The sequence below is a fragment of the Micromonospora sp. IBHARD004 genome, from assembly GCF_052814115.1.
This window is the reverse complement of record NZ_CP199934.1, coordinates 3,150,612-3,176,118: the sequence shown is the minus strand read 5'-3', so window position 1 is coordinate 3,176,118 and position 25,507 is coordinate 3,150,612. Positions and strand designations below refer to the sequence as shown.

The window sequence follows — 25,507 nt, the reverse complement described above, 5'->3', positions numbered from 1 at the left end:
TTCCCTCACCCCGCCATGTTCGACCATCGGGTCCTACCGCTCGGCGCCGTCGGCAAGTCGCGCCTGGCGGAAGCTTGGTCGCCCTCGAGTTCATCCCGGCGGGGTGAGGTCTCCTCACCCTGCCGCGTTCGAGTATCGAGATGGACCGCCCAACTTCGATGTCACCGCGCAACTTTGATGTCGCCGAGAGCGAAGGGTTGGCATGAAGAGAAAGAGCCGAGGCGAACAGTCCGCGCCTGACCTGAGTCGCAATCAGTCGCGATTCCGCGGACGCGCACCGGTAGCGTCCGTGCCCTCCGACCCGCCGCAAGAGCAGATGGTCCCCTGGCGGCGACGGGCGCTTGACCAGCAGCTACCGACCGCCGGATTTCCCGCGGGCTCCGGTAAGCCGTCGCTGGTGTATCTCTGGGCGGTCATGACCCTGGCGGCGGCTATCGTGCTCGGATTCGCAGTGAACAATCAACGGGGCGTCGTTCCGGCCGTGGTCGACTCGCAGCGGGACAACGTGTCGAAGGTCGCTGCCAGCATGCGACTGAGCATCAATCACTACGTGGAGGACCTCGATCAGCGGATCGCGGCGCGGTCCCCATCGACGCCCGACGCCGATTTTCTCAAGCAGGTGGTGGGAGACGGGACGGAGTGGAACGGGGCCGCGATCGTGGAGACCGCCTCCCGCCGCCCGTTGGCGACCGCCGGCACCGGCGTGCCCATGGAGCTGCTGCCGCCGACGCTGCCCCCCAAGGACACCATTCCGATCACCACCCCCAACGGGCCGGCGCTGGTCCGAAGCATCGCGCTGGACGGCTCGCGAACCCTGCTGGCGACGCAACCGCTCGACATCGACGAACTCCGACTCAATCCCAGCGCCCGACAGGGCATCTTCTTGATCACACCGGATGGCAAGAGCACCCTGATGCAGGGGGTCAGCGCCGTACCCGACGTTCACCTACCGGTGGTCTTCCGGGGGCTGGCGCAGTCCCAGTCCGCCGAGGGCCACCCGATCAGGGTGACCGAATGGGTGAACAAGCAGTTGGTCGTCTCCTCTGCTCCCGTCGGGGACACCGGGGCGACGGTCGCCACCCTCATCGTCGCCGACGAGGCGGGCGGCACCTCCGCCGTTCACGGCTTCCTGCTCGGCCTGACCCTGCTGGCGCTGACGGTGCCGAGTTTCCTGCTGATGCGGCTAGCGCTGGTCAGCCCCGTGCGGTCGCTGCTGAAGCGCGCCAAGGCCAACGCGTGTGGCGAAGTCCTCACGAAGCGGCACCCGCTGCGCGTTTCCGAGGCCCACCGCATCGCCCGGGCCCTGGCCCTCACGTCCGCCGACCCCTCCGCCGCCACCGCCCGTCGCAAGCGGTGGCGGTGGCGGTGGCGGCCGACCGTCACCCAGGGCTTGGCCCTGGCCACCGTCGTCGCTCTGCTCTGGCCGGCAGCGGCCGTGGCTTACACACTCGGTGCAGCCGAGCCGCCGATACCCAACCAGCTCGTCCGGGACGAGGAGAGCAGGGCCGAGGCGGCGAGCAACGTCATGGGTAAGGCGCTGAACAACGGCTTGCAGACCGTGACCCGGATCTCCCAGGCGGCCGAGACAGCGCCCGACCCCGCCCAGTTGGCCCCGCTCCTGAAGCAGGAGATGGCCAGCAAGCAACGATTCCGCAGCCTCTACCTGATGGATCCGAGCGGATCGGTGGTCAGCTCTGCGGGACGTGAGCCGCTTCGGAAGGAGCCGCTGCGCGGTGAAACCGGCATCGAGCTGGACGGCGAAACCGCGCGGCTCCCGCTGGTGTACGCCTTTCGGGTCGCCCCCAACGGCGTCGCGACTGTCGGTGAGTTCGACATCGACTACCTGCTGGGGATGCTGCGCGCGGTAGACGGGCAGGTCCGGGTCGTCGACGAGGATCTGCGCACGGTCTTCGACTCCAACGGCTTCCGCGCTTTCCAGCAGTTGGAGGGCACCGCACGTGTTGCCGCCGCCGAGGCACTGAAGGGCGGCACCGTGGGGATGGCGAAGACGCCCGACGGAAGGCCGGCTCTGATCGCCGCCGCTGGCCTGAACAAGCCCAATACGGTTGCTCCGTTGAAGTGGTCGCTGGTGGTGGAGCAGGACCTGGCCGGGCTGCGGTTGCCGCAGAGCGACGGGCGGCGATGGACCCTGCTCGTCGCCGGCGCCGCAGCAGGCGTCGTGGTGCTCACCCAGGTGTGGCAGTACTTCGTCTTCGCGCGCCCACTGCGTCGGCTTGCCACGGAGGCCGACAGGATCAGCGACGGAAAGGTCGAGGAGCCGATCTCGCCACAACGGCACGACGACATCGGCGCACTGGCGATGTGTCTGGAGGTCTGCCGTCAGGTCCGGCACACCGGCTCCAGCCGGCTGGGCGGTGCGAGCCGGCTGCGCGGAACCGAGGACGACCGCACCGTCGTGCTCCCCCAGGTCCCGCCGCTAGCCGAAGCTCAACGGACCACGCTCTGGTACGGCGATCATGCCGACTCTCGCGGCGACAACCGAGACGAAAGGAGTTGACGTGGCATACCTCTACGTCGTTTTCGTCCTCTGCTGTGGGGCTCTGTTCGTCGCCGGGATCGTCGAGCAGCGCAACCACTATCGCAACCTGGACAGGATTCCGGACCGCGTGTTGGTCAACGGTATCCGGGGCAAGAGTTCGATCACGCGGCTTTGCGCCGGCGCGCTGCGGGGCGGTGGCCGCGTGGTGGTGGCCAAGACCACCGGCACGGCGGCCCGCTTCATCTTCCCCGACGCCAGCGAGGAGCCGGTGCACCGCAAGTTCGGCATCGCGAATGTGGTCGAGCAGATCGGCATCGTACGTCGGGCTGCCGTGTACCACCCGGACACTCTGGTCATGGAGTGCATGGCCGTGATGCCGGCGCTGCAGGAGGTCAACCAGAGCAAGCTGATCCGATCCAACATCGGGGTGCTGTGCAACGTGCGCGAGGACCATCTCGCCGAAATGGGGCCCACTTTGGACGACGTCGCCCGCTCCCTGAGCCGATCCATGCCGGTGGGAGGGGTCTGCGTCACCGCTGAGCGGGAACGGCTCCCGATCCTGCAGGAAGAAGCCGAACGGCGCGACTGCCGCCTCATCGCGGTTGATCCCGAGTCGGTGAGTGACCACGAGATGGACGGATTCGGCTGGATCACCTTCAAGGAGAACGTCGCCATCGCACTGGCCGTTGCCGGGGAGCTGGGAATCGACCGGCAGAGCGCGCTCAAGGGCATGTGGGAGGCGCCGCCCGACCCGGGCGTGCTGTCCGTGGCGCGGGTGATGCACGGCGACAAGCGGTTCCGGTTCGCCAACATCTTCGCCGCCAACGACCCTGAATCCACCTTCATGAACATCCAGCAACTGGAGGACCAACAGCTCATCACCCGTCCGCTGACGATGGTGATCAACTGCCGGCCGGACCGGATCGAACGCAACGGTCAGATGGGCGAGCTGAGCGGCCGGGTGCGACCGGAGAACATCATCTTGATCGGAGAGGTGACCAAGAGCGCCCGTACGACCGTCCCGGCGGACCTTCAGGACCGGGTTGTCGACCTCGGTGGCAAGCCCGACCCGGGCAGCCTGCTGGAGAGCGTGACGGCAGCAACCCCGGACGACTCCTCGATCGTCGCCGTCGGGAACATCCACGGGCAGGGTGAGGTGCTGGTCCATCAGCTGGCGGGACTGCCGGGCTGGACCTGCGAGGACGGCTCACCATCCGCTTCCACCATGCCCCGTAAGCCGACCGAAGAAAGGATTCAGCGATGACCTTCGGCGGAGAACTCAGCGCCCAGCTTGCCACCGCGAGCCTCGGCATCGGACTGGTGTTCGCGCTGCTGTGCTATCTGACCACCAACCTCTCGCCCGGCGGCATGATCACCCCGGGCTGGATCGCGTTGACGCTCATCGAGGACCAACTGCAGGCGGTGATCGTTGTGGCGGTGACCATTGTCACCTACCTCATCGCCCGGCTGATGCACCGCGTGATCATCCTCTACGGGAAGCGGCTGTTCGCGGCGATCGTACTGGTCAGTGTCCTTCTCCAACTGACCATGTTCGTCATCGTCCAGCGTGACCTCCCGCTGCTCTTCGCCCACCAGACGCTGGGCTTCGTCATCCCGGGACTCATCGCGTACCAGCTCGTGCGTCAGCCGCCCAGGGCCACCATCCTGGCGACACTCGTCGTGACTGCGATCACGTTCGGTATCGCGTACAGCGGCGTCGTCGCCGGATTCGTGCCGGTGACCTGACCGCCCGGAACCCCGAAAGGAGAAGCAGGAATGAGCTACCGCACGCATCTCCGCAGGCCCGCTTTGCTGAGCATCGCCGGGCTCGTCCTGCTGATCGCCGCAAGTACGCTCACCTACGTGGTGGCGCGACCGTCGCCAGCCGACGAACCCGTGCTGACCCTGGGCGCGGCGAAGGCCGGCGGTCAGGCGCGCGGCGCCTCGGGCTTCACCTACCAGCGGTCGACGCAGCCGGACCGTACGGAGATCATCGACTCCTCCGGGAAGCCTGTCGCGATCATGACCGATGCTGCGCGGACCGCGCACATCTACGGTCCGTCCCGGACGTTCGAGGAGCCGCGCTTCACGGATGCGAAGATCGAGACCGACGTGTGGGTTCGGCTCGCACCCCAGCCATGGCATGCCGGTGCCGAACAGGAGCAATGGTTCATCGACTGGTTCGCCGCAGCCCGCAGGGACCGCTCGCCGGACGTGTTGGCGATCGCCTTCGAGTACGTCGACGGAGCTCCGGTGAAGAGAGACAACCAGGGACAGCAGTATTCCGGTGACGCGTCGTTCGGGCCGCCGGACCTGACGGACCCCGACGGTCGTCAGGAGCGCTCCGACTTCTACGACTACCTGGGTCAGGCGTGGTCGTTTCTCGACGGCAAGAGCGAAATGCCAGAACCGCAGCGCGAGCTGGCGCTTGACTGCTCCGGCTTCCTGCGGATGGTGTACGGTCACCGGCTCGGATATCCGCTCCGCGGCACGAACACCCCGGGCGATGGTCTTCCGCGCCGAGCCTACGCGATGGCCGGGTTCGGCCCAGGTGTCGAGCTGATGCCCAACTCCGGCCAGCGGGCCCGAGGAATCGACCGGCTGCTTCCTGGCGATCTGGTGTTCTTCAACGCCCAGCCGGTACCGACCGGCCAGATCGACCACTCGGGCATCTATCTGGGCATCGACGACGGCGGGCACCATCGGTTCATCTCCAGCCGGTCGCAGACAGACGGCCCCACCATGGGTGACCTCTCCGGTGCACCGCTCCTGGACGGTGTCGGCTACTGGCCGGACAGGTGGCGCACCGCCCGCCGGCTCTGATCCGCCAGCGGCCGATCGAACCTCCTGGAAGATCGCCGGAACACCGTCGGCGATCCATGAGCCATCCACCAGGCCTCCGGAGACCAGAGGCCCGGTGGCCACGCCGGGGGCGTCAGAGGCGGATGCCGAGCAGGGCGTCCACCGTGGCGGCGAAGAGCGCCGGGCCCTCGGGGTCATCGACGGTGTCGGCCAGGGTCCGGTCGGCCCAGTCGTCGGCGAGGGCCAGCGCGCCCGGGGTGTCCAGGTCGTCGGCGAGACGGGCGCGCACCCGAGCCAGGAACGCCGTCCCGGACGGCCCGGCCGGCGCGGCGGCGGCCCGGCGCCAGCGGGCCAGCCGCTCCTGCGCGGCGGCGAGCAGCTCGTCGGTCCACGAGCGGTCGGCGCGGTAGTGACCGCTCATCAGGGCCAGCCGCACCGCCATCGGGTCCACCCGGTCCGCGCGCAGCCGGGAGACGAAGACCAGGTTGCCCTTGGACTTCGACATCTTCTCGCCGTCCAGGCCGATCATGCCGGCGTGCACGTAGTGGTCGGCGAACGGCGCCTGGCCGGTGAGCCGCTCGGCGTGCGCCGCCGAGCACTCGTGGTGCGGGAAGAGCAGGTCGTTGCCGCCGCCCTGCACGTCGATCCGGTCGCCGAGCAGGTTCAGCGCGATCACCGCGCACTCGATGTGCCAGCCCGGCCGGCCGGCCCCCAGCTCGCCGCCCGGCCACGACGGCTCGCCCTCCCGGGCACCCCGCCACAGCAGCGGGTCGAGCGGGTCGCGCTTGCCGGCCCGGTCCGGGTCGCCGCCGCGCTCCGGGAAGATCTTCAGCATCTCCTCGCGGGAGAGGTTGGACTCGTAGCCGAACTCGGGGGCGGCGGTGATGTCGAAGTAGACGTCGCCGGTGCCGTCGTCGAGGCGGTACGCGGCGCCGTCCTTGAGCAGGACCAGGACCTTCTCGGCGATGTCCGGGATCGACTCGACCGCGCCGACGTAGTGCGCCGGCGGGATGATCCGCAGCGCCTCCATGTCCTCGCGGAACAGTGCGGTCTCCCGCATCGCCAGGACCTTCCAGTCCTCGCCGTCGCGCTCGGCCCGCTCCAGCAGCGGGTCGTCGATGTCGGTGACGTTCTGCACGTAGCGCACGGTCACGCCGGCGTCCCGCCACATCCGCTGCACCAGGTCGAAGGTGATCATGGTGGCGGCGTGCCCGAGGTGGGTGGCGTCGTACGGGGTGATGCCGCAGACGTACATCGAGGCGGTGCCGTCGGGCTCGCTGGGCCGGGCGCCCTGCCGCGCCGAGTCGTACAACCTCAGCGGCACGCCTTCACCCGGCAGCCGTGGCACCTCGTGTCCCACCCAAGACTCCATGACCGTCAGCCTAACGAGCCGCCCACCCGCCCGATGCCGCCCCGGGCGTGATCAACGCGACAACCGCTCACATGGGCGGCCAGGGCATCGCCGGCCAGTCCTCCGGCGGCTGGGGGAACCGCCCGGTCTCCCGCAGCCGGTCAACGCGGCCGGCCAGCGCGGCGACCTCGCCGATCGTCAGGTGCTCGGCCAGCTCCTCGCCGAGCGGTCCGGCGACCTGACCGGCCAGCGCGTCGAGCATCTCCACCGCGTCGGGCGGCAACTGCCGGCCGGCCCAGCCCCAGAGCACCGTGCGCAGCTTCTCCTCGACATGGAAGCAGACCCCGTGGTCCACACCGTAGATCCGGTCGTCCGGCCCGATCAGCACGTGTCCGCCCTTGCGGTCGGCGTTGTTGAGCACCGCGTCGAGGACGGCGAGGCGGGCCAGCCGGGGGTCGTCGGCGTGCGCCAACGCGTACGCGACGCCGTCGTCGTCGCGGGCCGCGGCGACCGGGAACCAGCGCGGCGGCACGGCGTCCGCCGGCACGAACCCGACCAGCGACTCGGCATCCTCCGGCTCGTCGATCCAGAGCTGGCACGAGCCCGGACCGAACGGGCCGTCCCGCAGCACCGTGGGCGGCACGAGGTCCCAGCCGGTGGCTCGGGAGACCAGGTAGGCGGCGACCTCGCGGCCGGCGAGCGTGCCGTCCGGGAAGTCCCAGAGCGGGCGCTCGCCGCGCACCGGCTTGTAGACGCAGCGGGCCGTCACCCCGTCGAGGGTGAGGATCCCGCGCAGGGTGGTGTTGGAGGCGTCGACCAGCCGCCCCTCGAGGTCGAGCTCACCGTCGCTCAGCAGGCGGAGAGCGACGGCGCTGTGCTGTCGGGGCTGGAGTTCCGACGACGTCACCGGTGATAACCGTTGTGCCGGGGGCAGAGGTGGCCCGCCGGGTCCAGCGGCTGACCGCAGAGCGGGCAGGGCGGACGGCCGGCGTTGACCACCCGGCGGGCCCGCTCGATGAACGCGCGGGTCGCCGCGGGGGTCAGCCGGACCCGCAGCCGGTCGAGGTCCTCGTCCGGCTCCTCCGGCTCCTCGTCCTCGTCCTCGTCGTCCTCCACGTCGCCCAGCTCGACCTCGGCCTCCGCCTCACCGACGGCGATCGCCTCGATCACCACGGTGGCGGTGTCCACGTCGAAGGCCAGGCCCAGGGTGCCGACCCGGAACTCCTCGTCGACCGGGGTGTCCAGCGGGTCGTTGTCGCCGACGGCCATCGGCGCCGCCTCCGGCAGCTCCACGCCGAACCGGCGTTGCGCCTCGGAGAGCAGCTCCTCCAGCTTTTCGGCGAGCAGGGACACCTGGACCTTCTCCAGCGCGACGCTGACCAGCCGGCCACCGCCGCGCGCCTGGAGGAAGAACGTACGCTCCCCCGGCGGGCCGACGGTCCCGGCGACGAACCGCTCCGGCGGCTCGAAGGCGTGCACCTGGTGGGTCATACCCACGACCCTATCCGGCGCGTGGAGGCGTCGCGCACCGCACCGACGGTGGTTCCGCCCAGGGCGAAACGCCGCCAGCCACCCGGCCCCGCCCCGGGCGTGGCGACGCGGCTCACCGGGCCGCCCCCGCGCCACCGCCCACCGCGGCGTCCGAGTCGACCGCCCGGGTGGCCCGCCGACGCCGCTTGCGCGGCGGCGGCACCAGCCCGGCCAGGTCCCCGCCGGTGTCGTTGAGCCGGACCAGGAAGGGCCGCAACGGGGTGTAACGGATCGCCGTCACCGACGCCGGGTCGGCCACGATCCGCTGGAACAGATCCAGGTGTACGCCCAGCGCGTCCGCCACGATGGCCTTGATCACATCGCCGTGGCTGCACGCCAGCCAGACCGCCTCCGGCCCGTGCTCGGCGTTGATCCGGGCGTCCCAGGACCGTACCGCCGCCACCGCCCGCGCCGACATCGCGGCCATCGACTCCCCCTCGGGGAAGACGGCGGCGCTGGGATGCTGCTGCACCACCGGCCAGAGCGGCTCCTTGGCCAGCTTCTTCAGCGGCTGCCCCTCCCAGCTGCCGTACCCGCACTCGATCAGCCCCTCCTCCACCACCGGCTCCGCCTCCGGCAGGGCCAGGTCGAGGGTTTGCCGGCAGCGGATCAGCGGGCTGGTCACCACCGCCGCGAGGGGAACGCCGCGCAGCCGCTCCCCGACCGCGGTGGCCTGGGCGCGACCGGTCTCGTCCAGCTCGACCGGCTGCCGGCCGGCCAGGCCGCCGTCGGCGTTCGCGGTGGTCCGGCCGTGTCGCAGAAGGAGAAGGGTCGCCACGGTGACCACCCTAGGGCGTCGGGGGGTCGGGTGTGCTCGCGGTTGCCGGCGTGCTGCTGTCGCTTCGCTCGCGGTTTGGCGGAGGTTGCGGTGGGGGTGTGCGTGATCGACTCCGTGTCGCCGATGTGGGGGTGTCCGACAGGCGCGGATACCGCCACATCGGGGATCTGGTGCCGGATGTCCGGTCCGGCCCGCCAGGTGGCGAACGGTCTGGGTCGGATGTCCGTTTCCGGGTGTGACCGGCGGCATCCTGGCGGCGGAATCGTGGCCGGCCGGGGGTCGTTACATCTGGCGTACGACCGAGTACCTGGCCCGCTCGACCGGGCCGATGGTCGGGCCCCGGAATGATGGTGGCCTGCCGGTCGTTACATATGGTCCCGGCGCCGCGAAGAGGCCCCGCCCCGCGGTCGGACCGGGCAGAGACTTTCCCCTTGTGCTTGTGAGCGCCTGACGGTGCTTGCGTCTGCCGCTGACCCCCATCGGCGCTGACGCCAACCCCCCAAGGAGCTTCATCATGACTTCGATCATTCGTAAGAGCGTGCTGGGTGTTGCTGGTCTGGCCTTTGCCGGTGGTGTGTTCGCCGGTCCGATCGCCGCTCACGCCGACACCACCCCGGTGGCTGGCAAGCCCGTCGCGGTCGCGGTGCAGGCTGACAAGCCGGGCGTCGACAAGAAGAAGCTGATCCCGCACGGTGTGCAGGGCGCCCAGTCGAAGATCACCCTGAACGACGAGCAGACCGGCAACGCCAAGGCGATCATCGCCGCGACGAAGAAGGCCGGCCTGCCGGAGCGCGCCGCGGTCATCTCGATCGCCACCAGCCTGCAGGAGTCGAAGCTGGAGAACCTGGGTCACCTGGGTGACGCCAACGACCACGACTCGCTGGGCCTGTTCCAGCAGCGCCCGTCCAGTGGTTGGGGTACGCCGGAGCAGATCACCGACCCGGAGTACGCGACCCTGGCGTTCGAGAAGGGTCTGAAGCAGGTCGACGGGTGGCAGGACATGCCGCTGACCGAGGCCGCCCAGACGGTGCAGGTGTCGGCCTACCCGGACGCCTACGCCCAGTGGGAGAAGCAGGCCGCCGACCTGGTCGCCCAGCACTGGAACAGCTGACCCAACCGAATACGCATCACGCCGCTGGCCGGCACCCCAAGACCCGGGGTGCCGGCCAGCGGCATATCCACATCCAAACGGACGGGCCGCGACCAAGGTCAGGGCTGGGGGCGACCGTCAGCAACCAGAAACTCAGGTAGCGGTGATCGTGCCGGTGAGGAGCAGGGAGAGGACCAGGGCGCCCAGCGCGACCCGGTAGAGCACGAAGACGTACAGGGTGTGGTGGGCGACGTAGCGCAGCAGCCAGGCGATGGCCGCGTAGCCGATGGCGAAGGCGATCAGCGTCGCGACGATCATCTGCGCCCCGCTCGGCGCGGCGGTGCCCGGCGCGGACGGCTCGAAGACGTCCGGGATGCTGAACACCCCCGACATCACCACCGCCGGGATGGCCAGCAGGAACGAGTACCGCGCCGCCGCCTCCCGGGTCAGATTGAGGAGCAGGCCGGCGGTGAGCGTACCGCCGGAGCGGGACACGCCGGGGATCAGCGCCATCGCCTGGGCGAAGCCCATCACAACGCCGTCGCGCAGCCGGAAGTTCTCCAGGGTGCGGGTCTGCCGGCCCCAGTACTCGGCGAAGGCCAGCACGAACGCGAAGACGATCAGCGTGAACGAGACCACCCACAGGTTTCGGCCGGCGGTGCGGATCTGGTCCTTGAACAGGAACCCGAAGAGCCCGATCGGGATCGAGCCGATGATGACGTACCAGCCCATCCGGTAGTCGAGGCTGGCGCGGACCGAGCGGTCTCGGATGCCCAGCAGCCAGGTCCGGACGATCCGCCAGATGTCCTTGGCGAAGTAGATGAGCACGGCCGCCTCGGTGCCCAGCTGGGTCACCGCGGTGAACGACGCGCCCGCGTCCCGGCCGAAGAAGATCGCCGAGGTGATGCGCAGGTGACCGGACGAGCTGACCGGCAGGAATTCCGTGAGCCCCTGGACGATGCCCAGGACGATGGCCTCGACCCAGGTCACTCGCCGACTCCGGAGAGTTCCAGGGCCTCGGCGACGGTCCGCAGGGTCTGCACGCCGCTGTCCCGGTCGGCGACGAAGAGGGTCACCGACAGGGTGGTGACGCCGGCGGCGGCGTACTCGCGCATCCGCTCGGCGATGCGCTCCTTCGGGCCGAGCAGCGAGGTGCGGTCGATGAACTCCATCGGGATCGCGGCGGCCGCGTCCCGCTGCCGCTTGGCCAGGTAGAGGTCCTGCACCTCGCGGGCGGCGTCGCCGTAGCCCATCCGGGTGGCCAGCTGGTTGTAGAAGTTCTGCTGCCGGCTGCCCATGCCGCCGACGTAGAGGGCGGCGTACCAGCGGACCAGCTCGGCGCAGGAGGCGATGTCGTCGCCGACCACCACCGGCACGGAGGGCACCACGTCGAAGCCGGCGAGCTCCTTGCCGACCTTGGCCCGGCCGGCCCGGACGGAGGCGAGCTGCTCCTCGGCGAACTCGGGGGCGTAGAAGACGGCGAGCCAGCCGTCGGCGATCTCACCGGCCAGCTCGAGGTTCTTCGGGCCGACCGCGGCCAGGTAGATCGGGATGTGCTCGCGCGGCGGGTGGAAGCCCAGGCGCAGCGCCTTGCCGGGCCCGTCGGGCAGCGGCAGGGTGTAGTGCTCGCCGTCGTACGCGACCTCCTTGCGGGCGATCGCCAGCTTGACGATGTCCACGTACTCGCGGGTGCGCGCGAGGGGCTTGGCGAAGCGGACGCCGTGCCAGCCCTCGGAGACCTGCGGGCCGGAGACGCCGAGGCCGAGCCGGAACCGGCCGCCGGAGAGCGCGTCGATGGTGGCCGCCGTCATCGCGGTCATCGCCGGGGTCCGGGCGGGGATCTGCATCACCGCGGCGCCCACGTCGATCCGCTGGGTCTGACCGGCCATCCAGGCCAGCATGCTGGGCGAGTCGGAGCCGTAGGCCTCCGCCGCCCACACCACCGAGTAGCCGAGCCGGTCCGCCTCCTGGGCAAGTGCCAGGTGGTCGGCCGGCGTGCTCCACGCCGTCTGATATCCGAGGCTGAGCCCGAGTCGCACTGGTCCTCCCACCATCCGCACCACAGGTCGCATCAGGTTACGCAATGCGGGCGGTGCTCCCGATCACCGGCTCACCTCGAACGCGTAGCACCCGTTCGGCCGGTGGAGCAGGAACTTGACTTCGGGCGAGGATATCCGTGACGCCGGGTTCGAAATAAGGTTCACGCATGCAACAGCGACCGCTCGGCCGAAGCGGGCTGGCGGTTTCGCGGCTCGCGCTCGGCACCATGACCTGGGGACGGGACACCGACGCGGACGACGCGGCCGCCCAGCTGAAGAGCTTCCTCGACGCGGGCGGCAACCTCGTCGACACCGCCGACGTGTACGCCGACGGCGACGCCGAATCGGTCATCGGCTCCCTGCTGGGCAGCCTGGTCCCCCGCGAGGACCTGCTCATCGCCACCAAGGCGGGGCTGCGCCCGGGCAGCGGCCGCCGCCGGGACGGCTCGCGCGGGCACCTGCTGCGCACCCTGGACGCGTCGCTGCGCCGGCTCGGCACCGACCACGTCGACCTCTGGCAGGTCCACGGGTACGACCCGGACACCCCGCTGGAGGAGACCCTCTCCGCCCTGGACCACGCCGTGTCCAGCGGTAAGGCCCGGTACGTCGGGGTGTCGAACTTCTCCGGCTGGCAGACCGCCCGGGCCGCCGCCTGGCAGGCCGCCTGGCCCGGGCGGGCCCCCGTGGTGGCCGCCCAGGTGGAGTACTCGCTGCTGGAGCGGGGGGTGGAGCGGGAGGTGCTGCCGGCCTGCGAGGCGATGGGGCTGGGCGTGCTGCCCTGGTCGCCGCTGGGCCGTGGGGTGCTCACCGGCAAGTACCGGCATGGCCGGCCGGCGGACTCCCGGGCCGCCTCGCCGCACTTCGAGCGGTTCGTCGCCACCTACCTGGAGCCGCGCTGCTCCAGCATCGTCGAGGCGGTGGCCACCGCCGCCGGCGGGCTGGGCGTCTCCCCGCTGGAGGTGGCGCTGGCCTGGATCCGGGACCGGCCGGGGGTGACCGCCCCGATCCTCGGCGCGCGTACCGTCGGCCAGCTCCTCGGCGCGCTCCAGGTGGAGCGGATGACCCTGCCCGAGGAGATCGTCACCGCGCTGGACGACGTCTCCGCGGTCCCGGTCGGCTACCCGGAGCGCGACGGCTGACCCGTCCGTCGGGGGGCGGCGCCGGTCCGCGGCGGCACGCCGGCCGCCCGGCGGGCGACCCCGGCGGGACGCGACGCGGATCACCGGCAGGGGGTGGCGAACCACGGCCGGCCTGGGCAGCATGGAACGCATGGACTACGAATACGCGCCGCTGCGGTTGCCGCCGAACGTCGACCGGTTGACCGCCGCGGCGCAGCTGGCGATCCAGGCGGAGTTCTCCGGATGGGAGTTGGCCCGGGTGCGGCTGTTCCGGGACGGTACGCGGCAGGTGATGCTGCGCCGTCGGCGGATCAACCAGCCGCAGCCGGGCCTGTCGTACTGAGCGACGGCGAACGCCGGCGCGAGGCGGACGGCCCCGGGCCCGACCGGGTGGTCGGGCCCGGGCGCGTCACGGCCTAGTGGGCGTGGTCGTGCTCCTCGTCCAGCTCCAGGAACGGGTGCTCGTCGAGCCGGCCCACGAGGCGGTCGTCGGCGGCCGGCTGGAACGGACCCACCGGGTCGTCGTCGTCGAAGGACTCCAGGTCGACCGGGGTGCCGACCTCGCTGACCATCACCACCCCGTCGAGCGGTTCGAGCTCCGGGACGTCCAGCGCGCCGAGCGAGCCGTCGCCGCTCTGCAGCAGCTCCAGCACCGCCTCGCCGACGCCCTCGACGGGGGCCGGCTCGTCCTCCTCCGGGGTGCCCTCCCGGCGGGCCGCCTCGGCCACCCGGATCAGGGCGGACACGCTCGGCACCCGGTAGTCGCGGCGCTGCCGCACCGAGATCACCCGCGGGTGCGGGTCGGTCGCCTCGACGCCCTCGGCGCCGCCGAAGCGCTCGTCGGCCTCGTTCGGGTCGATCGACTCCACGTCCCAGGGGGTGACCTCGCCGTACGCGTCGAGCAGCTGCTCGTCGTAGGCGAACGAGGCGTTGTTCAACGCGACGTACGCCTGCCAGACGTTGTCGTCGTCGATCCGGCCCTCGGCGGCACGGACGGCGGCCAGGTGGGCGCGGGCGGCGGCGATCACGCGCTCGAGAGCGGCGTCCAGCTCACCGTGCTGGTCGGTCATGTGAGGCAGTCCCTTCGCGATGGGGGAGGATCCGCGTCGCCGGTGACGCCGCGGACACGGTTAGCAACTGCGGAGAAACCGGTCGAGAACCCGCACGCCGAACTGTAGCCCGTCCACCGGAACCCGCTCGTCGATGCCATGGAACAGGCCGGAGAAATTGAGGTCGGCGGGCAGCCGCAGCGGGGCGAACCCGAAGCAGCGGATGCCGAGCTGGGAGAAGGCCTTGGCGTCCGTGCCACCGGAGAGCATGTACGGAACGGGGCGGGCGCCCGGGTCCTCGGCGCGCAGCGCGGCGGACATCGCCTCCACCAGGTCGCCGTCGAAGGTGGTCTCCAGGGCGGGCTGCCGCTGGATGTACTCGATGGCGATGTCCGGCCCGATCAGCTCGCGCAGCTGCTGCTCCAGCAGCTCCGACTGGCCGGGCAGGCTGCGGCAGTCGATGGTGGCGGTGGCCCGGCCGGGGATGACGTTGTCCTTGTAGCCGGCGGCCAGCCGGGTCGGGTTGGCGGTGTTGCGGATGGTCGCGCCGATGATGTTGGCGATCGGGCCGAGCTTGGCGATGGCGGTCTCCGGGTCCTCCGGGTCCAGCTCCACGCCGAGCAGGTCCGAGACCTCCTCCAGGAACGCCCGCACGGTGTCGGTGACCACCACCGGGAAGCGGTGCCCGCCGATCCGGGCGACCGCCTCGGCCAACGCCGTGACCGCGTTGTCGTCGTGCACCATCGAGCCGTGGCCGGGGCGGCCCTTGGCGTGCAGCCGCAGCCAGTCGATGCCCTTCTCGGCGGTCTCGATGAGGTAGAGCCGCTGGGACTCGTTGACCGAGTAGGAGAAGCCGCCGACCTCGCCGATCGCCTCCGTGCAGCCGTCGAAGAGGCCGCGGTGCCGCTGGGCGAGGAAGTGCGCGCCGTAGTCGCTGCCGGCCTCCTCGTCGGCGGTGAAGGCGAGCACGATGTCGCGCGACGGGCGGACCCCGGCGCGCTGCCAGCCGCGGACCACGGCGAGCACCATCGCGTCGAAGTCCTTCATGTCGATCGCGCCCCGGCCCCACAGGTAGCCGTCGCGGATCTCACCGGAGAACGGGTGCACCGACCACTCGTCCGGGTCGGCGGGGACCACGTCGAGGTGGCCGTGCACCAGCAGCGCGTCGCGGCCCGGGTCGGTGCCGGGGATCCGGGCGACGAGGTTGGCCCGGCCGGGCGCCGACTCGTGGAGCTCCGCGTCGACGCCGACCTCGGCCAGTTTCTCCGCCACGTACTCGGCGGCAAGCCGTTCGCCGACGCTGGTGTCGTTGTCCCCGGTGTTGGTGGTGTCGATCCGCAGCAGGTCGCGGCAGAGGTCGACGACCTCGTCGGTGGGGTCGGGTCGGGCGGAAGCGGCGTCGCTCGTCATGGGCCCTTCATACCAGCCGGGGCGACCCGGTGGCGCGCCCCGCCCGGCTCCCCCGGCGCGCGCCGCCGACCGGGACGGCGTACGGCCCGGTTTCGCGCGCGGGGCGTGCGGGTACCGCCGCAGTCGTCCCCGCACCGCCCACCGGGCCGCCGGCCCCCGCCGGCCACGAGTCGAGGAGGGCACCATGACCGTCCCCCTGCCGCCGCTGCCACCCGCCGCCGACGACGCGTACCGGCCCGGCGGCCGGAGCCTGGCCGAGCTCGTGGACCGGGAGCACCGGCAGCTGCTCGGCCTGGCCGACGAGGTCACCGACCCGGACCTGGCCGCGGAGCGCCGTCGCGAGGTGGTCGACGTGCTCACCGCCGTGGTGTCCCGGCACCTCTCCGCCGAGGAGCAGTACCTCTTCCCCGCCGCCCGGGCCGCCGTGCCGGAGAGCGCCGAGCTGGTCGACCGGGAGATCGAGGCGGACGCGGGGCTGCTCACCGCCCTGAAGGGACTGTCCGGGCCGGACGACCCGGCGCTGGCCGAGGTGGCCGACCGGGTCCGCCGGCACGTCGGCCGGGTCGCCGCGCTGATGACGCCGCTGCGCGAGGTGGCCAGCGACGCCGACCTGATCCGGTTGGGCAACCGGTGGCAGATCGCCGAGGAGGCGGCGCCGACCCGGCCGCACCCCGGCACCCCGGCCACCCCACCGTGGAACAAGATCGTGGAACCGGCGGTGGGCGTGGTGGACAAGCTCCGGGACGCGGTGACCGGCCGGCGTACCCAACTGGCGGACCTGGAGCGGCAGCCGAAGGCCTGACCCGCCGCCCGTGCGCCTCGGATCGGGCCGATGCCGTTCGGCTCTTCCGTCCATCGATGCGTGGCCCTACGGTCACCGTATGAATCTGGAGCTGCGACACCTGCGGGTGGTGTGCGCGATCGCGGAGACGGGGAGCGTGACCAAGGCGGCCTCGACGCTCGGTCTGGCCCAGCCGGCCCTGACCGCCCAGCTCCAGCGCATCGAGCGGATCCTGGGCGGGCCGCTGTTCGAGCGGGACCGCCGGGGCGCCCGACCCACCGCGCTGGGCGAGCTGGTGCTGGCCCGGGCCCGGGTGCTGCTGCCGGCGATGAAGGGCCTGCAGGACGAGGCGGCGCGGCTGGCCGGGGCGGGCGACCCGCTGGGCCGGTACCGGTTCGGCGGGGTGAACAGCCCGATCCTCGGCCGGCTGGTGCACCGGCTCGCCGCCGAGCAGCCGCAGCTGCAGATCACCACGTACGCCTCCTGGTCGGTGGACCAGCTGGCCCAGCTCGTCGCCGGCGGGCGGCTGGACTTCGCCCTCATCGGGGTCTGCGGCGACGCGACCCCGTCGGCGGAGTTCGGGCTGAGCTGGCGGGAGGTCGCCGTCGACCCGATCTTCGTGCTGCTGCCGCAGACCCACCCGATGGCCGACCGGGACGAGGTGCGGCTGGGCGACCTGCGGCGGGAGCAGTGGGTCGCGGCGCCCGGCGACGGCTGCTTCGGCGACTGCTTCGCCGCCGCCTGCGCCCGCGCCGGCTTCACCCCACGGAAGATGTACGAGACGGACGTCCGCGGCTGCGTGGACCTGGTCGACGCCGGCGAGGCGGTGGCGCTCTGCCAGGCCACCTTCCGTCCGGTCACCGGGCTGGTCACCCGCCGGCTGGCCGGGACGCCGCTGCGCTGGCGACTGCTGCTGGGCTGGCACCCGGACGCGGCGGCCGCCCGGGCCGCCGAGACGGTGCTGGAGACGGCGGTGGCCGCGTACACGGATTCGCTGGCGCCGCACCCGGACTACCTGGCCTGGCTGCTGCGCCACCCCGACTTCGGCGCCCAGCCGACGACGGCGCGGGCGGCCGGCGGGGTGCGAACGGCCTGACGACGGGTATCTGGCCACCATGACCGATCTCTACCCCGCCGCCGACCAGGCCGAGCTGCTGCGCCGGGCGGCCGCCGCGCACACCGCCGCGTCCCAGGACGTCGAAACGTTCCTGCGCCGGCTGCCGGAGGTGCCCGACCCGGCCGACATCACCCAGTACGCCAACCTGCTCGCCCGGGAGGAACAGACCCGCGCCGAGCGGCAGGCCGCCGCGGACGCCGCCGGCCTGGAACTGCCCAGCGTCGGCACCGAGCAGTAGACCGACCAGGGCGGCACCCGGGACTCCGGTCCCGGGTGCCGCCGGCTGCGCGCTGCCGCTCAGCGTTCGACGAGGACGTCGTGGCCCAGGTCGAGCAGAGAGCGCCGCCACTCGTCGTCGGCGTTGCCACGGGGTGGCTTCTCGTCCATCAGGTTCTGGATCAGCTCGATCGCGTCGCGCATCGTCTGGATGTCCTCCGGGGTGAGGTCGACCTTGCGCTTGGTCAGGACCCGCAGGATGCGCCGGCCCGGCTCGGGCAGAGCGAGGTCCGGGTCCGGCCCGAAGGTCTCCTCCCCGGAACCACGGGTCAGCAGCCACTGCCGCAGCTGCTCGGAGGGGACGTTCACCTGGGCGTGGAAGTCATCCCAGATCACCTCGACCTCGGGATCCAGCCGCTTCTCGCGTACCATCACGCCTCCTCTCCCGCCGGCGGCCCGGACGGCGCCGGCTCGCCCTCGTCGGTGCGCTGCTTCAGCCCTTCCGGCGGCACCTTCACCCGGGACGGGTTCGCCGTCGGGGGCGCCACGATCGGTTCGCTGCGCTCGGTGTCCTCCCGGGACTCCTTTGGTTCGGTCATCTCCGCCCTCCGGTTCATCGCGGGTGGGACGTCGTCGCCGCCGTGTAGTCGCGGTCGCCGGCGGTCACGTCGAAGGCGAGCTGCCCGTCGCGCGCGTCCACGATGACCTTCTGGCCGGGCGAGATCTCGTTCTCCAGCAGCTTCCGGGAGAGCCGGTTGTCGACCTCCCGCTGGATCACCCGGCGCAGCGGCCGGGCGCCGAACTCGGGCTGGTAGCCGTGCTCGGCGAGCCAGTCCATGCCGGCGGTGGTGAACTCCACCTGGATGTCCTGCGCGTGCAGGCGGCGGCGGGTCTCCTCCAGCATCAGCTCGGTGATCTGCCGCAGCTGCTCGGCTTCGAGCCGCTGGAAGATGATGATCTCGTCGATGCGGTTGATGAACTCGGGCCGGAAGTTCTCCTGCAGCCGCCGCATCAGCCGCTCGCGCAGCTCGGTGGCCTCCTGGGCGGCGCCCGCCTCCCCGGCGGTGGCAAAACCGATCGCCCGCTGGGTGCCGGTGATCAGCTCCGAACCCAGGTTGCTCGTCATGATCAGTACGGTGTTCTTGAAGTTCACCGTCCGGCCCTGGCTGTCGGTGAGCCGGCCGTCGTCGAACACCTGGAGGAGGATGTTGAACACGTCCGGGTGCGCCTTCTCGATCTCGTCGAGCAGCACCACCGCGTACGGGCGGCGGCGGACCGCCTCGGTGAGCTGGCCGGCCTCCTCGTAGCCGACGTACCCAGGCGGGGCGCCGACCAGCCGGCTGACCGTGTGCCGTTCCTGGAACTCGCTCATGTCCAGCCGGACCATCCGGTCCGACTCGCCGAAGAGCGCCTCGGCCAGCGCCCGGGCCAGCTCGGTCTTGCCGACGCCGGTGGGGCCGAGGAAGAGGAAGCTGCCCATCGGCCGGTCCGGGTCGGCCAGTCCGGTACGCGAGCGGCGCACCGCCTCCGCCACCGCGCTGACCGCGTCGCTCTGCCCGACCACGCGCTCGTGCAGGTACCCCTCCAGCCGCAGTAGCCGGTCGCGCTCCTCCTCGGTGAGCTGGCTGATCGGGATGCCGGTCGCCCGGGAGACCACCTCGGCGATCTCCTTCGGCCCGACCGCCGGCACCTGGCTCGGGCCCTCGTCGCCCCGCGCCCGGCGGATCTGGTCCTCCAGCTCGGCGAGCCGGTCGCGCAGCTGGGACGCGCGCTCGTACTGCTCGTCGGCGACGGCCTGCTCCTTGTCCCGGCGCACCTCGTCGAGCTGCTGTTCCAGGTCCCGCACGTCCGCGGCGGGGGTGCGGGTGCGCAGCCGGACCCGCGCCCCCGCCTGGTCGATCAGGTCGATCGCCTTGTCCGGCAGGTACCGGTCGGTGATGTACCGGTCGGAGAGTTCGGCGGCGGCGACGAGGGCCTCGTCGGTGAAGCGGACCTGATGGTGCGCCTCGTACCGGTCGCGCAGGCCGCGCAGGATGGCGACCGTGTCCTCGACGGTCGGCTCGGGCACGAAGACCGGCTGGAAGCGGCGGGCCAGTGCGGCGTCCTTCTCGATGCTGCGTCGGTACTCGTCCAGCGTGGTCGCGCCGATCACCCGCAGCTCGCCCCGGGCGAGGGCCGGCTTGAGCATGTTGGACGCGTCCATGCCGCCCTCGCTGCCGGCGCCGCCCGCGCCGACCAGGGTGTGGATCTCGTCCAGGAAGATGATCAGCTCGTCCCGGTGCGCCCGGATCTCGTCGATCACCTTCTTCAGCCGTTCCTCGAAGTCGCCCCGGTAGCGGGTGCCGGCGACGAGCCCGGCCAGGTCGAGCTGCACCACCCGCTTGCCGATCAGGGTCTCCGGCACGTCGCCGTCGCAGATCCGCTCGGCCAGCCCCTCCACGATGGCGGTCTTGCCGACGCCGGCCTCGCCGATCAGCACCGGGTTGTTCTTGGTCCGGCGGGAGAGGATCTCCACCGCCTGCTCGATCTCGTCGGCCCGCCCGATCACCGGGTCGATCTGGTCGGCGCGGGCCAGTTCGGTGAGGTCCTGGCCGTACTTGTCGAGGGTGGGGGTGCCGCGGTCCGGCCTGGGGCCGCCCTGGCCGCGTTCCGCGCTGGCCGCCTGCAGCGACTCGGGTTGGATCCGGCCGGCGGCGAGCATCCGGCCGGCCGGCGACTCCGGGTTGAGCGGCAGCGCCATCAGGATGTGCTCGGGGCCGATGTAGTTGGCGCCCATCGCACGGGAGAGCTGGTGGGCGTCGAGCAGCGCCCGCTTGGCCGCCGGGGTGAGCGACAGGTTCGGCGGCACCTCCCCGCGGGGGGCGCCTTCGCCGCGCCCGCCGAGGGCGTTGACCAGGGCGTCCGGGTCGGCGCCGGCGCGGCGTACCAGGTCGCGGAGGGGTTCGCGTTGCAGCGCCGCCCAGAGCAGGTGGTCGGTGTCGAGGTCGTTGCTGTGCTTCTGGGCCGCCCGGCGGGCCGCGTCGGCCAGCATCTCCCGCGCGTCGGCGGTCATCAGCCGAGTGATGTCGACCCGGTGCGCCGGCCGGCGTCCTCCCTCGCTCCGGCCGAAGTAGCGGGCCAGGAATTCGTCCCACGGGTCGGAGCCGAAGTCGCCGGGTCCCATCATCTCTGTCCTCCGGAGTCGGGCGCGGCCGGTCGCCGAAGGCAACCGGTGGGCGCGGCACGGTCGGCGGTGGCTACCCGGCGGTCGGCGCGACAAACACCCCCGGGTGGCACGCTGGGGGCATGGAGACCAGTCCGCTGCTCATCGTCGACGGCGCCAACGTGGTGGGTTCCCGGCCGAACGGCTGGTGGCGGGACCGGGCCGGCGCGGCGGCCCGGCTGCGCGACGCCCTCGTGCCGCTCGCCGAGCGGGGTGTGCCGCCGGAGCTGCCCCCGCCGGTGGAGGTGGTGCTGGTGGTGGAGGGGGCGGCGCGGGACGTCCCGGGCGTCCCGGGCGTCCGGGTGGTCTCCGCGCCCGGTTCGGGCGACGACACCATGGTCGAGCTGGTCGCGGCCGCGCCGGACCGCCGTCGGGTGGTGGTCACGGCCGACCGTGAGCTGCGCGCGCGGGTGGGCGCGCTCGGGGCCGACGTGTACGGCCCCCGCTGGCTCCGCCCGGACCCGGCCGGCGGCTGACCGGCGCGCCGGTCCGCGACCGGCACCGGGACGGCGGGTGACCCGTGGACCGGACCGGCCGGTCCGTCGACGGGACCGCGACGGGCCGGGCCGGTGGGGCCTTTCCCGCACGTCAGGCACCGAACCGGACAGCCGGGCAGGAACACCGCGAGGGCGGATGTTCGCTCCCCCGGCGGGATGGGTTGTAATGGAGATCTTCCCCGCCCCCAGGAGGTCCCCGTGGCGAGCGTCGCCGAGCTGAAGGCAGCCATCGATGTCGCCCTCCAGCAGATAGGTGACGGGCAGACAGCCGTGCACGCGGCCGGCGAGAAGCTGGCCGAGGCGCAGCAGACCCTGGCCGGCGCGCTGGAGGGCAGCGGGCACGCCACGGTCGAGGCCGCCCAGGCCTCGCTGACCCAGGCCGGCCAGGAGCTGGAGGAGTGTCTCGCCGCGACACTGGTGGCGGTCGAGCAGGCGCAGCTCTACGTGTCGACCCTGTAGAGCCGGCCGTGTCCATCATCGAGGACGTCGGCGCGCAGGTCCGGGCCGCTGTCGAGGAGCTGCCGCTCGCCCCGCTGGCGCTGGCGCTGGCGAAGTTCGGCCAGGCCACCGAGCGGCTGCGCTGGGTCCGGCAGGAGTCGGCGAACCCGATGGGCGTGCCGGAGCTCTCCGCCGCCACCGAGCACGCCGAGACCGCCGGGTACGCGCTGCGGGTCGCCCAGGAGCAGCTGGCCGGCTATCTGGCCGCGATCGGACTGGCCGCGGACGGCTCGCCCGCACCACGCCCGGAGGACCGCCGGCCGAAGCACGACACGCCTCGGGACGTGCCGGCGCCGCGGGCCGCGCCGGAGCAGGGCGCCGACCCGACGATGCGGCGCTGGTGGTCGGTGCGCGTGGCGGAGCTGACCGGCGGCCGGGACGGACCGCCGGACGAGCCGGACGAGCGGGTCGGCGACGCCCGCGAGCTGCTGCGCCGGGTGGTCACCGGGGTCCGCGCCGGTGACCGGGACCGGCTGCACAGCGAGCTGCGCCGGGCGCACACGGACGTCGGCCTCGGCCTGGCCGCGGTCGCCCCGCCGCTGCTGCGCGACCTGGCCGGCGAGCTGCTCGGCCACCCGCCCCGGGCCGACGACCTGGGCCGGCTGCGCCGGGAGTTGGCCGGCCGGGTCCGGGACCTGCTGCCCGGGCTGCCGCCGCCGGTGCTGGACACCCTGCTCACCCGGGTGTGCCGGATGCCCCCGCCCCGCCGCTCCGGCGACCAGGAGCAGCCGCACGCCGCCGACCCGGCGGTCACCGCCGGGGTCGTCACCGGGGTGCTGCTCGCCCGGCTCGGCCGGGACCTGCCGACCGAGGCCGACGAGCGGCAGCCGGTCCGGGGCTCCGATGGCTGACGTCCGCGGTCAACTGGTCACCCGGGTCCGGGGGATGCTCTCCGAGGCGCTCGGCGCGACCCGCAACCGGCTGGCCGACGCCGACGCCGAGCTCGCCGCCGGCGCGGAGCGGCTGGCCCGGGTGCGACGCGCCGCAGCGGCCGTACCGGACCGGGTCGGTGCGGCCCGCGACCGCCGGCTGGCCGAGATCGACGCCCGGCACACCGCGCGGATCGCGGAGCTGGCCCGCCGGGCCGCGGCGGCCGCGCAGCGCGAGGCCCCCGGCGCGGCGTCGGCGCCGTGGTCGCGGTGGCGGGCCACGCCCGCCGGCCGGGCCGAGACGCCCGGCGCGGTACGGATCGGCACGGTCCGGATTCCCGACGCCGAGCCGGTGCCGGCGCTGGTGCCGCTGCTCGACGCGGGCCACGTGCACCTGGCCGGCAGCGACCGGGCGGGCATCGCCGCGGTGGTGCCCGCCCTGCTGCTGCGCTCCGTCGGCCGCGCCGACCCGGGCGGGGTCCGCCTCCTCGGGTACGACCCGGAGCACCTCGGCGGCGGCCTGGCCGGGTTCGCCCCGCTGGGCACCGCCGGGCTGCTCACCTTCGTCGGCCCCGGCGGGCTCGACCGGCTCCTGGACGACCTGGTGGAGCAGATCCGCCGGATCAACGAGACCGTGCTGGCCGGCGAGTACAGCTCGCTGCGCGAGCTGGCCGCGGCGACCGGACGGCGCCCGGAGCCGTGGCGGGTGGCGGTGCTGCTCGGCGGCGACGAGCTGTCCCGGCACGAGCGCGGCCAGCTGGACCGGGTGGTCCGCACCGGCGCCGCGTGCGGGGTGCACCTGGTGGTCCGCGGGATCGACCTGCCGGACGACCCGACCGTCTCCCGGATCGTGGTGGAGCCGGACGGCGCCCGGATCGGCGGGCTGCCGGTAGCCCTCGACGACCCGCCGCCGGCCACCCTGGTCACCGAGACCTGCCGGGAGGTGGCGTCCCGGGTCAACGCCGGCCCGCCGCCGGCGCCCTTCGCCGACCTGCTCCCGCCGCCCGAGCGGATGTGGCAGGAGGATTCGGCGCACGGGCTGACCGCGCCGATCGGCGAGGGCCCGCACGGCCGGCCGGTGCTGCTCACCCTCGGCGACTACCCGCCGCACGCCCTGATCGGCGGTCCGTCCGGCACCGGCAAGACGAACCTGATCTTCGCCTGGATCGGCGCGCTGGCCTCCCGCTACTCCCCCGCCGAGCTGGAGTTCTATCTGCTGGACTTCAAGGAGGGGGTGTCCTTCGCCCGGTTCGCCCAGGGTCGACGGGACCCGAGCTGGCTGCCGCACATGCGGCTGGTCGGAATCAACGTCAACACCGACCGGGAGTTCGGGCTGGCGCTGCTGCGCTTCCTCGCCGAGGAGCTGCGCCGCCGGGCCGACGCCGCCAAGAAGCACGAGGTCACCAAGCTGGCCGAGCTGCGGGCGGTGGACCCGACCGGGCACTGGCCGCGGATCGTCGCGGTGGTCGACGAGTTCCAGGCGCTGCTGGCCGGGCGGGACGTGGTGGCCCGGGACGCCGCCGACCTGCTGGAGGACCTGGCCCGGCGCGGCCGGTCGCAGGGCATCCACCTGGTGCTCGCCTCGCAGGACGTCCGCGGCATCGAGGCGCTGTGGGGGCGCCCCGCCCTCGTCGCCCAGTTCACCCTGCGCATCGCGCTGCCCAAGGCGCTGCGCATCCTGGCCGAACGCAACGACGCCGCCCAGTCGCTGCCCCGGCACCACGCCGTGGTCAACGCCGAGTCCGGGCTGGCCGCTGGGAACGAGGTGGCCCGGATCCCCTCGGCCAGCGACTGGGACAGCTGGAGCGAACTGCAGCACCGGCTGTGGCGGATGCGCCCGGCCGACGCCGCCCCGGCCCGGCTCTTCGACGGCGACGCGATCCCGCGGCTCGCGGACGCGCCGGATTTCCGGGCGCTGACGGTGCCGGACGAGGGGGTGCCGCGCAGCCCGGTGGCCCTGCTCGGGGAGATCATCGACGTGCAGGCCCGATCGGCGGCGCTGCGGCTGCCCCGGGCGCCGGGGCGCAACCTGGCGGTGCTCGGCACCCGGGTCGACGAGGCGTGCGCCGTGCTGGACGCCGCCGCCCGGTCGCTGGCCCGCCAGCACCGCCACGGCACCGCCCGGTTCTCCATCGCCTGCCTCGACCAGGACGCCGACCCGGCCGCCCGGGCCCTCTACGAGGACCTGGCCGACGACGCCGCCTGGTACGACGAGGAGACGCTCCCCGAGCTGATGGCCGAGGTGGGCGACTCGCTCGGCGCGCCGGGCACCCGGAACACCCCGCACTACCTGCTGCTCTACGCGGTCGACGCGGCGTCCGGTCAGCTCGCCGGGCGGGCCGGGCGGCGTACCGGGCTGGAGCAGCTGCGCCGGATCCTGCACGACGGGCCGGAACGGCGTACCCACGTGCTGGCCTGGTGGCGCGGGGTGGCCCGGATGCGGGTGGACCTGGGCGGGCCGGCCGCCCGCACCGACCAGATCGGCGCGTGGGTGGCGCTCGACGTGCAGGGCGCGGAGCTGGGCTCCTCGCTCTATCCGGGCACCGGCGGGCCGGACTGGTACCCCCGGCCGTGGCGGGGCCTCTACTTCGACCGGGCGGTGCACCGCACCGGACAGGTGATCATCCCTTATGGTCCGTCCCGTTGACATCCTCCCGGCC

25 protein-coding genes are annotated in these 25,507 nt (G+C 72.8%); 14 read left to right on the top strand and 11 right to left on the bottom strand.

Annotated features, from left to right (window positions below):
* Nucleotides 1–397 precede the first annotated feature (397 nt).
* Genes ACTWO6_RS15410 through ACTWO6_RS15395 form a run of 4 tightly spaced genes read left to right on the top strand, consistent with a single transcriptional unit; the run spans nt 398 to nt 5,323 of the window.
* Nucleotides 398–2,518, top strand: a complete 2,121-nt coding sequence (locus ACTWO6_RS15410; protein ID WP_446220296.1) for a HAMP domain-containing protein — start codon at nt 398–400, stop codon at nt 2,516–2,518.
* 1 nt (nt 2,519) lies between these two features.
* Complete coding sequence (gene pgsB, locus ACTWO6_RS15405) at nt 2,520–3,764, top strand: poly-gamma-glutamate synthase PgsB (protein ID WP_446220295.1); 1,245 nt, start codon at nt 2,520–2,522, stop codon at nt 3,762–3,764.
* On the top strand, nt 3,761–4,246 hold the full coding sequence (locus tag ACTWO6_RS15400; protein WP_446220294.1) for a poly-gamma-glutamate biosynthesis protein PgsC/CapC: 486 nt from the start codon (nt 3,761–3,763) through the stop codon (nt 4,244–4,246). The genes pgsB and ACTWO6_RS15400 overlap by 4 nt, the downstream gene beginning before the upstream one ends.
* A gap of 30 nt (nt 4,247–4,276) precedes the next feature.
* Nucleotides 4,277–5,323 (top strand): C40 family peptidase, encoded by a 1,047-nt coding sequence (locus ACTWO6_RS15395; protein WP_446220293.1) that lies wholly within the window; start codon nt 4,277–4,279, stop codon nt 5,321–5,323.
* A 112-nt stretch (nt 5,324–5,435) separates the two neighbouring features.
* On the opposite strand, the gene mshC is transcribed toward ACTWO6_RS15395, so the two are convergent.
* The 4 genes from mshC to ACTWO6_RS15375 all read right to left on the bottom strand — a co-directional run bounded on the left by mshC (nt 5,436) and on the right by ACTWO6_RS15375 (nt 8,970).
* Nucleotides 5,436–6,674 (bottom strand): cysteine--1-D-myo-inosityl 2-amino-2-deoxy-alpha-D-glucopyranoside ligase, encoded by a 1,239-nt coding sequence (gene mshC / locus ACTWO6_RS15390; RefSeq protein ID WP_446220292.1) that lies wholly within the window; start codon nt 6,672–6,674, stop codon nt 5,436–5,438.
* Between the two features lie 67 nt (nt 6,675–6,741).
* On the bottom strand, nt 6,742–7,560 hold the full coding sequence (locus ACTWO6_RS15385; RefSeq protein ID WP_446220291.1) for an SCO1664 family protein: 819 nt from the start codon (nt 7,558–7,560) through the stop codon (nt 6,742–6,744).
* Nucleotides 7,557–8,144 carry a DUF3090 domain-containing protein gene (locus ACTWO6_RS15380; protein WP_446220290.1) on the bottom strand — a complete coding sequence of 196 codons (588 nt, stop codon included), beginning with the start codon at nt 8,142–8,144 and terminating at the stop codon, nt 7,557–7,559. The genes ACTWO6_RS15385 and ACTWO6_RS15380 overlap by 4 nt, the downstream gene beginning before the upstream one ends.
* Before the next feature lie 112 nt (nt 8,145–8,256).
* Nucleotides 8,257–8,970: a histidine phosphatase family protein gene (locus ACTWO6_RS15375; protein ID WP_446220289.1), complete on the bottom strand. Its 714-nt coding sequence runs from the start codon at nt 8,968–8,970 to the stop codon at nt 8,257–8,259.
* Nucleotides 8,971–9,475: 505 nt separating this feature from the next.
* On the opposite strand from ACTWO6_RS15375, the gene ACTWO6_RS15370 reads away from it, so the two are divergent.
* On the top strand, nt 9,476–10,072 hold the full coding sequence (locus ACTWO6_RS15370; protein ID WP_446220195.1) for a hypothetical protein: 597 nt from the start codon (nt 9,476–9,478) through the stop codon (nt 10,070–10,072).
* Nucleotides 10,073–10,204: 132 nt separating this feature from the next.
* On the opposite strand, the gene ACTWO6_RS15365 is transcribed toward ACTWO6_RS15370, so the two are convergent.
* Together ACTWO6_RS15365 and ACTWO6_RS15360 are read right to left on the bottom strand one after the other, a co-directional pair.
* Nucleotides 10,205–11,041 (bottom strand): undecaprenyl-diphosphate phosphatase, encoded by an 837-nt coding sequence (locus tag ACTWO6_RS15365; RefSeq protein WP_446220288.1) that lies wholly within the window; start codon nt 11,039–11,041, stop codon nt 10,205–10,207.
* A complete protein-coding gene (locus ACTWO6_RS15360; RefSeq protein WP_446220287.1) occupies nt 11,038–12,090 on the bottom strand; it encodes an LLM class F420-dependent oxidoreductase in 1,053 nt (350 codons plus the stop codon). The genes ACTWO6_RS15365 and ACTWO6_RS15360 overlap by 4 nt, the downstream gene beginning before the upstream one ends.
* Before the next feature lie 167 nt (nt 12,091–12,257).
* On the opposite strand from ACTWO6_RS15360, the gene ACTWO6_RS15355 reads away from it, so the two are divergent.
* Nucleotides 12,258–13,229: an aldo/keto reductase gene (locus tag ACTWO6_RS15355; RefSeq protein ID WP_446220286.1), complete on the top strand. Its 972-nt coding sequence runs from the start codon at nt 12,258–12,260 to the stop codon at nt 13,227–13,229.
* Nucleotides 13,230–13,359: 130 nt separating this feature from the next.
* Complete coding sequence (locus tag ACTWO6_RS15350; RefSeq protein ID WP_088993715.1) at nt 13,360–13,551, top strand: DUF5703 family protein; 192 nt, start codon at nt 13,360–13,362, stop codon at nt 13,549–13,551.
* Between the two features lie 73 nt (nt 13,552–13,624).
* On the opposite strand, the gene ACTWO6_RS15345 is transcribed toward ACTWO6_RS15350, so the two are convergent.
* Both ACTWO6_RS15345 and ACTWO6_RS15340 read right to left on the bottom strand, forming a co-directional pair.
* Entirely contained in the window at nt 13,625–14,278 is a 654-nt protein-coding gene (locus tag ACTWO6_RS15345; RefSeq protein WP_446220285.1) for a hypothetical protein, read from the bottom strand.
* 60 nt (nt 14,279–14,338) lie between these two features.
* Nucleotides 14,339–15,667, bottom strand: coding sequence for a M20/M25/M40 family metallo-hydrolase (locus ACTWO6_RS15340; protein ID WP_446220284.1), 1,329 nt, complete (start codon nt 15,665–15,667; stop codon nt 14,339–14,341).
* A 184-nt stretch (nt 15,668–15,851) separates the two neighbouring features.
* Between ACTWO6_RS15340 and ACTWO6_RS15335 the strand changes: the two genes are divergently transcribed.
* The 3 genes from ACTWO6_RS15335 to ACTWO6_RS15325 all read left to right on the top strand — a co-directional run bounded on the left by ACTWO6_RS15335 (nt 15,852) and on the right by ACTWO6_RS15325 (nt 17,803).
* Entirely contained in the window at nt 15,852–16,469 is a 618-nt protein-coding gene (locus ACTWO6_RS15335) for a hemerythrin domain-containing protein (protein WP_446220283.1), read from the top strand.
* 79 nt (nt 16,470–16,548) lie between these two features.
* Nucleotides 16,549–17,544 (top strand): LysR family transcriptional regulator, encoded by a 996-nt coding sequence (locus tag ACTWO6_RS15330; RefSeq protein ID WP_446220282.1) that lies wholly within the window; start codon nt 16,549–16,551, stop codon nt 17,542–17,544.
* Between the two features lie 19 nt (nt 17,545–17,563).
* Nucleotides 17,564–17,803, top strand: a complete 240-nt coding sequence (locus ACTWO6_RS15325) for a hypothetical protein (protein ID WP_446220281.1) — start codon at nt 17,564–17,566, stop codon at nt 17,801–17,803.
* Nucleotides 17,804–17,862: 59 nt separating this feature from the next.
* On the opposite strand, the gene ACTWO6_RS15320 is transcribed toward ACTWO6_RS15325, so the two are convergent.
* The 3 genes from ACTWO6_RS15320 to ACTWO6_RS15310 are packed head-to-tail and all read right to left on the bottom strand — an operon-like array spanning nt 17,863 to nt 20,947.
* Nucleotides 17,863–18,213: a DUF3140 domain-containing protein gene (locus ACTWO6_RS15320; protein ID WP_446220280.1), complete on the bottom strand. Its 351-nt coding sequence runs from the start codon at nt 18,211–18,213 to the stop codon at nt 17,863–17,865.
* Nucleotides 18,213–18,380: a hypothetical protein gene (locus tag ACTWO6_RS15315; protein WP_446220279.1), complete on the bottom strand. Its 168-nt coding sequence runs from the start codon at nt 18,378–18,380 to the stop codon at nt 18,213–18,215. Before ACTWO6_RS15315 ends, ACTWO6_RS15320 begins: the two co-directional genes overlap by 1 nt.
* Nucleotides 18,381–18,394: 14 nt before the next feature.
* Nucleotides 18,395–20,947: an ATP-dependent Clp protease ATP-binding subunit gene (locus tag ACTWO6_RS15310; RefSeq protein WP_446220278.1), complete on the bottom strand. Its 2,553-nt coding sequence runs from the start codon at nt 20,945–20,947 to the stop codon at nt 18,395–18,397.
* 119 nt (nt 20,948–21,066) lie between these two features.
* On the opposite strand from ACTWO6_RS15310, the gene ACTWO6_RS15305 reads away from it, so the two are divergent.
* The 4 genes from ACTWO6_RS15305 to ACTWO6_RS15290 all read left to right on the top strand — a co-directional run bounded on the left by ACTWO6_RS15305 (nt 21,067) and on the right by ACTWO6_RS15290 (nt 25,494).
* The gene (locus ACTWO6_RS15305) at nt 21,067–21,459 is read left to right on the top strand and encodes a hypothetical protein (RefSeq protein WP_446220277.1); all 393 of its coding nucleotides are present in this window, start codon (nt 21,067–21,069) and stop codon (nt 21,457–21,459) included.
* Between the two features lie 219 nt (nt 21,460–21,678).
* Nucleotides 21,679–21,939, top strand: coding sequence for a hypothetical protein (locus ACTWO6_RS15300; RefSeq protein WP_446220276.1), 261 nt, complete (start codon nt 21,679–21,681; stop codon nt 21,937–21,939).
* Nucleotides 21,940–21,947: 8 nt separating this feature from the next.
* Nucleotides 21,948–22,829, top strand: a complete 882-nt coding sequence (locus tag ACTWO6_RS15295; RefSeq protein ID WP_446220275.1) for a hypothetical protein — start codon at nt 21,948–21,950, stop codon at nt 22,827–22,829.
* Nucleotides 22,822–25,494, top strand: coding sequence for an FtsK/SpoIIIE domain-containing protein (locus ACTWO6_RS15290; RefSeq protein WP_446220274.1), 2,673 nt, complete (start codon nt 22,822–22,824; stop codon nt 25,492–25,494). The genes ACTWO6_RS15295 and ACTWO6_RS15290 overlap by 8 nt, the downstream gene beginning before the upstream one ends.
* Nucleotides 25,495–25,507: the final 13 nt, after the last annotated feature.

What these genes read in the sequence shown, in the direction of transcription:
- ACTWO6_RS15400 (WP_446220294.1), top strand. Translation starts at nt 3,761, where the DNA reads ATGACCTTCGGCGGAGAACTCAGCGCCCAGCTTGCCACCGCGAGCCTC.
- ACTWO6_RS15395 (WP_446220293.1), top strand. Translation starts at nt 4,277, where the DNA reads ATGAGCTACCGCACGCATCTCCGCAGGCCCGCTTTGCTGAGCATCGCC.
- mshC (WP_446220292.1), bottom strand. Translation starts at nt 6,674, where the DNA reads ATGGAGTCTTGGGTGGGACACGAGGTGCCACGGCTGCCGGGTGAAGGC.
- ACTWO6_RS15380 (WP_446220290.1), bottom strand. Translation starts at nt 8,144, where the DNA reads ATGACCCACCAGGTGCACGCCTTCGAGCCGCCGGAGCGGTTCGTCGCC.
- ACTWO6_RS15370 (WP_446220195.1), top strand. Translation starts at nt 9,476, where the DNA reads ATGACTTCGATCATTCGTAAGAGCGTGCTGGGTGTTGCTGGTCTGGCC.
- ACTWO6_RS15355 (WP_446220286.1), top strand. Translation starts at nt 12,258, where the DNA reads ATGCAACAGCGACCGCTCGGCCGAAGCGGGCTGGCGGTTTCGCGGCTC.
- ACTWO6_RS15350 (WP_088993715.1), top strand. Translation starts at nt 13,360, where the DNA reads ATGGACTACGAATACGCGCCGCTGCGGTTGCCGCCGAACGTCGACCGG.
- ACTWO6_RS15345 (WP_446220285.1), bottom strand. Translation starts at nt 14,278, where the DNA reads ATGACCGACCAGCACGGTGAGCTGGACGCCGCTCTCGAGCGCGTGATC.
- ACTWO6_RS15340 (WP_446220284.1), bottom strand. Translation starts at nt 15,667, where the DNA reads ATGACGAGCGACGCCGCTTCCGCCCGACCCGACCCCACCGACGAGGTC.
- ACTWO6_RS15335 (WP_446220283.1), top strand. Translation starts at nt 15,852, where the DNA reads ATGACCGTCCCCCTGCCGCCGCTGCCACCCGCCGCCGACGACGCGTAC.
- ACTWO6_RS15330 (WP_446220282.1), top strand. Translation starts at nt 16,549, where the DNA reads ATGAATCTGGAGCTGCGACACCTGCGGGTGGTGTGCGCGATCGCGGAG.
- ACTWO6_RS15325 (WP_446220281.1), top strand. Translation starts at nt 17,564, where the DNA reads ATGACCGATCTCTACCCCGCCGCCGACCAGGCCGAGCTGCTGCGCCGG.
- ACTWO6_RS15320 (WP_446220280.1), bottom strand. Translation starts at nt 18,213, where the DNA reads ATGGTACGCGAGAAGCGGCTGGATCCCGAGGTCGAGGTGATCTGGGAT.
- ACTWO6_RS15315 (WP_446220279.1), bottom strand. Translation starts at nt 18,380, where the DNA reads ATGACCGAACCAAAGGAGTCCCGGGAGGACACCGAGCGCAGCGAACCG.
- ACTWO6_RS15310 (WP_446220278.1), bottom strand. Translation starts at nt 20,947, where the DNA reads ATGATGGGACCCGGCGACTTCGGCTCCGACCCGTGGGACGAATTCCTG.
- ACTWO6_RS15305 (WP_446220277.1), top strand. Translation starts at nt 21,067, where the DNA reads ATGGAGACCAGTCCGCTGCTCATCGTCGACGGCGCCAACGTGGTGGGT.
- ACTWO6_RS15290 (WP_446220274.1), top strand. Translation starts at nt 22,822, where the DNA reads ATGGCTGACGTCCGCGGTCAACTGGTCACCCGGGTCCGGGGGATGCTC.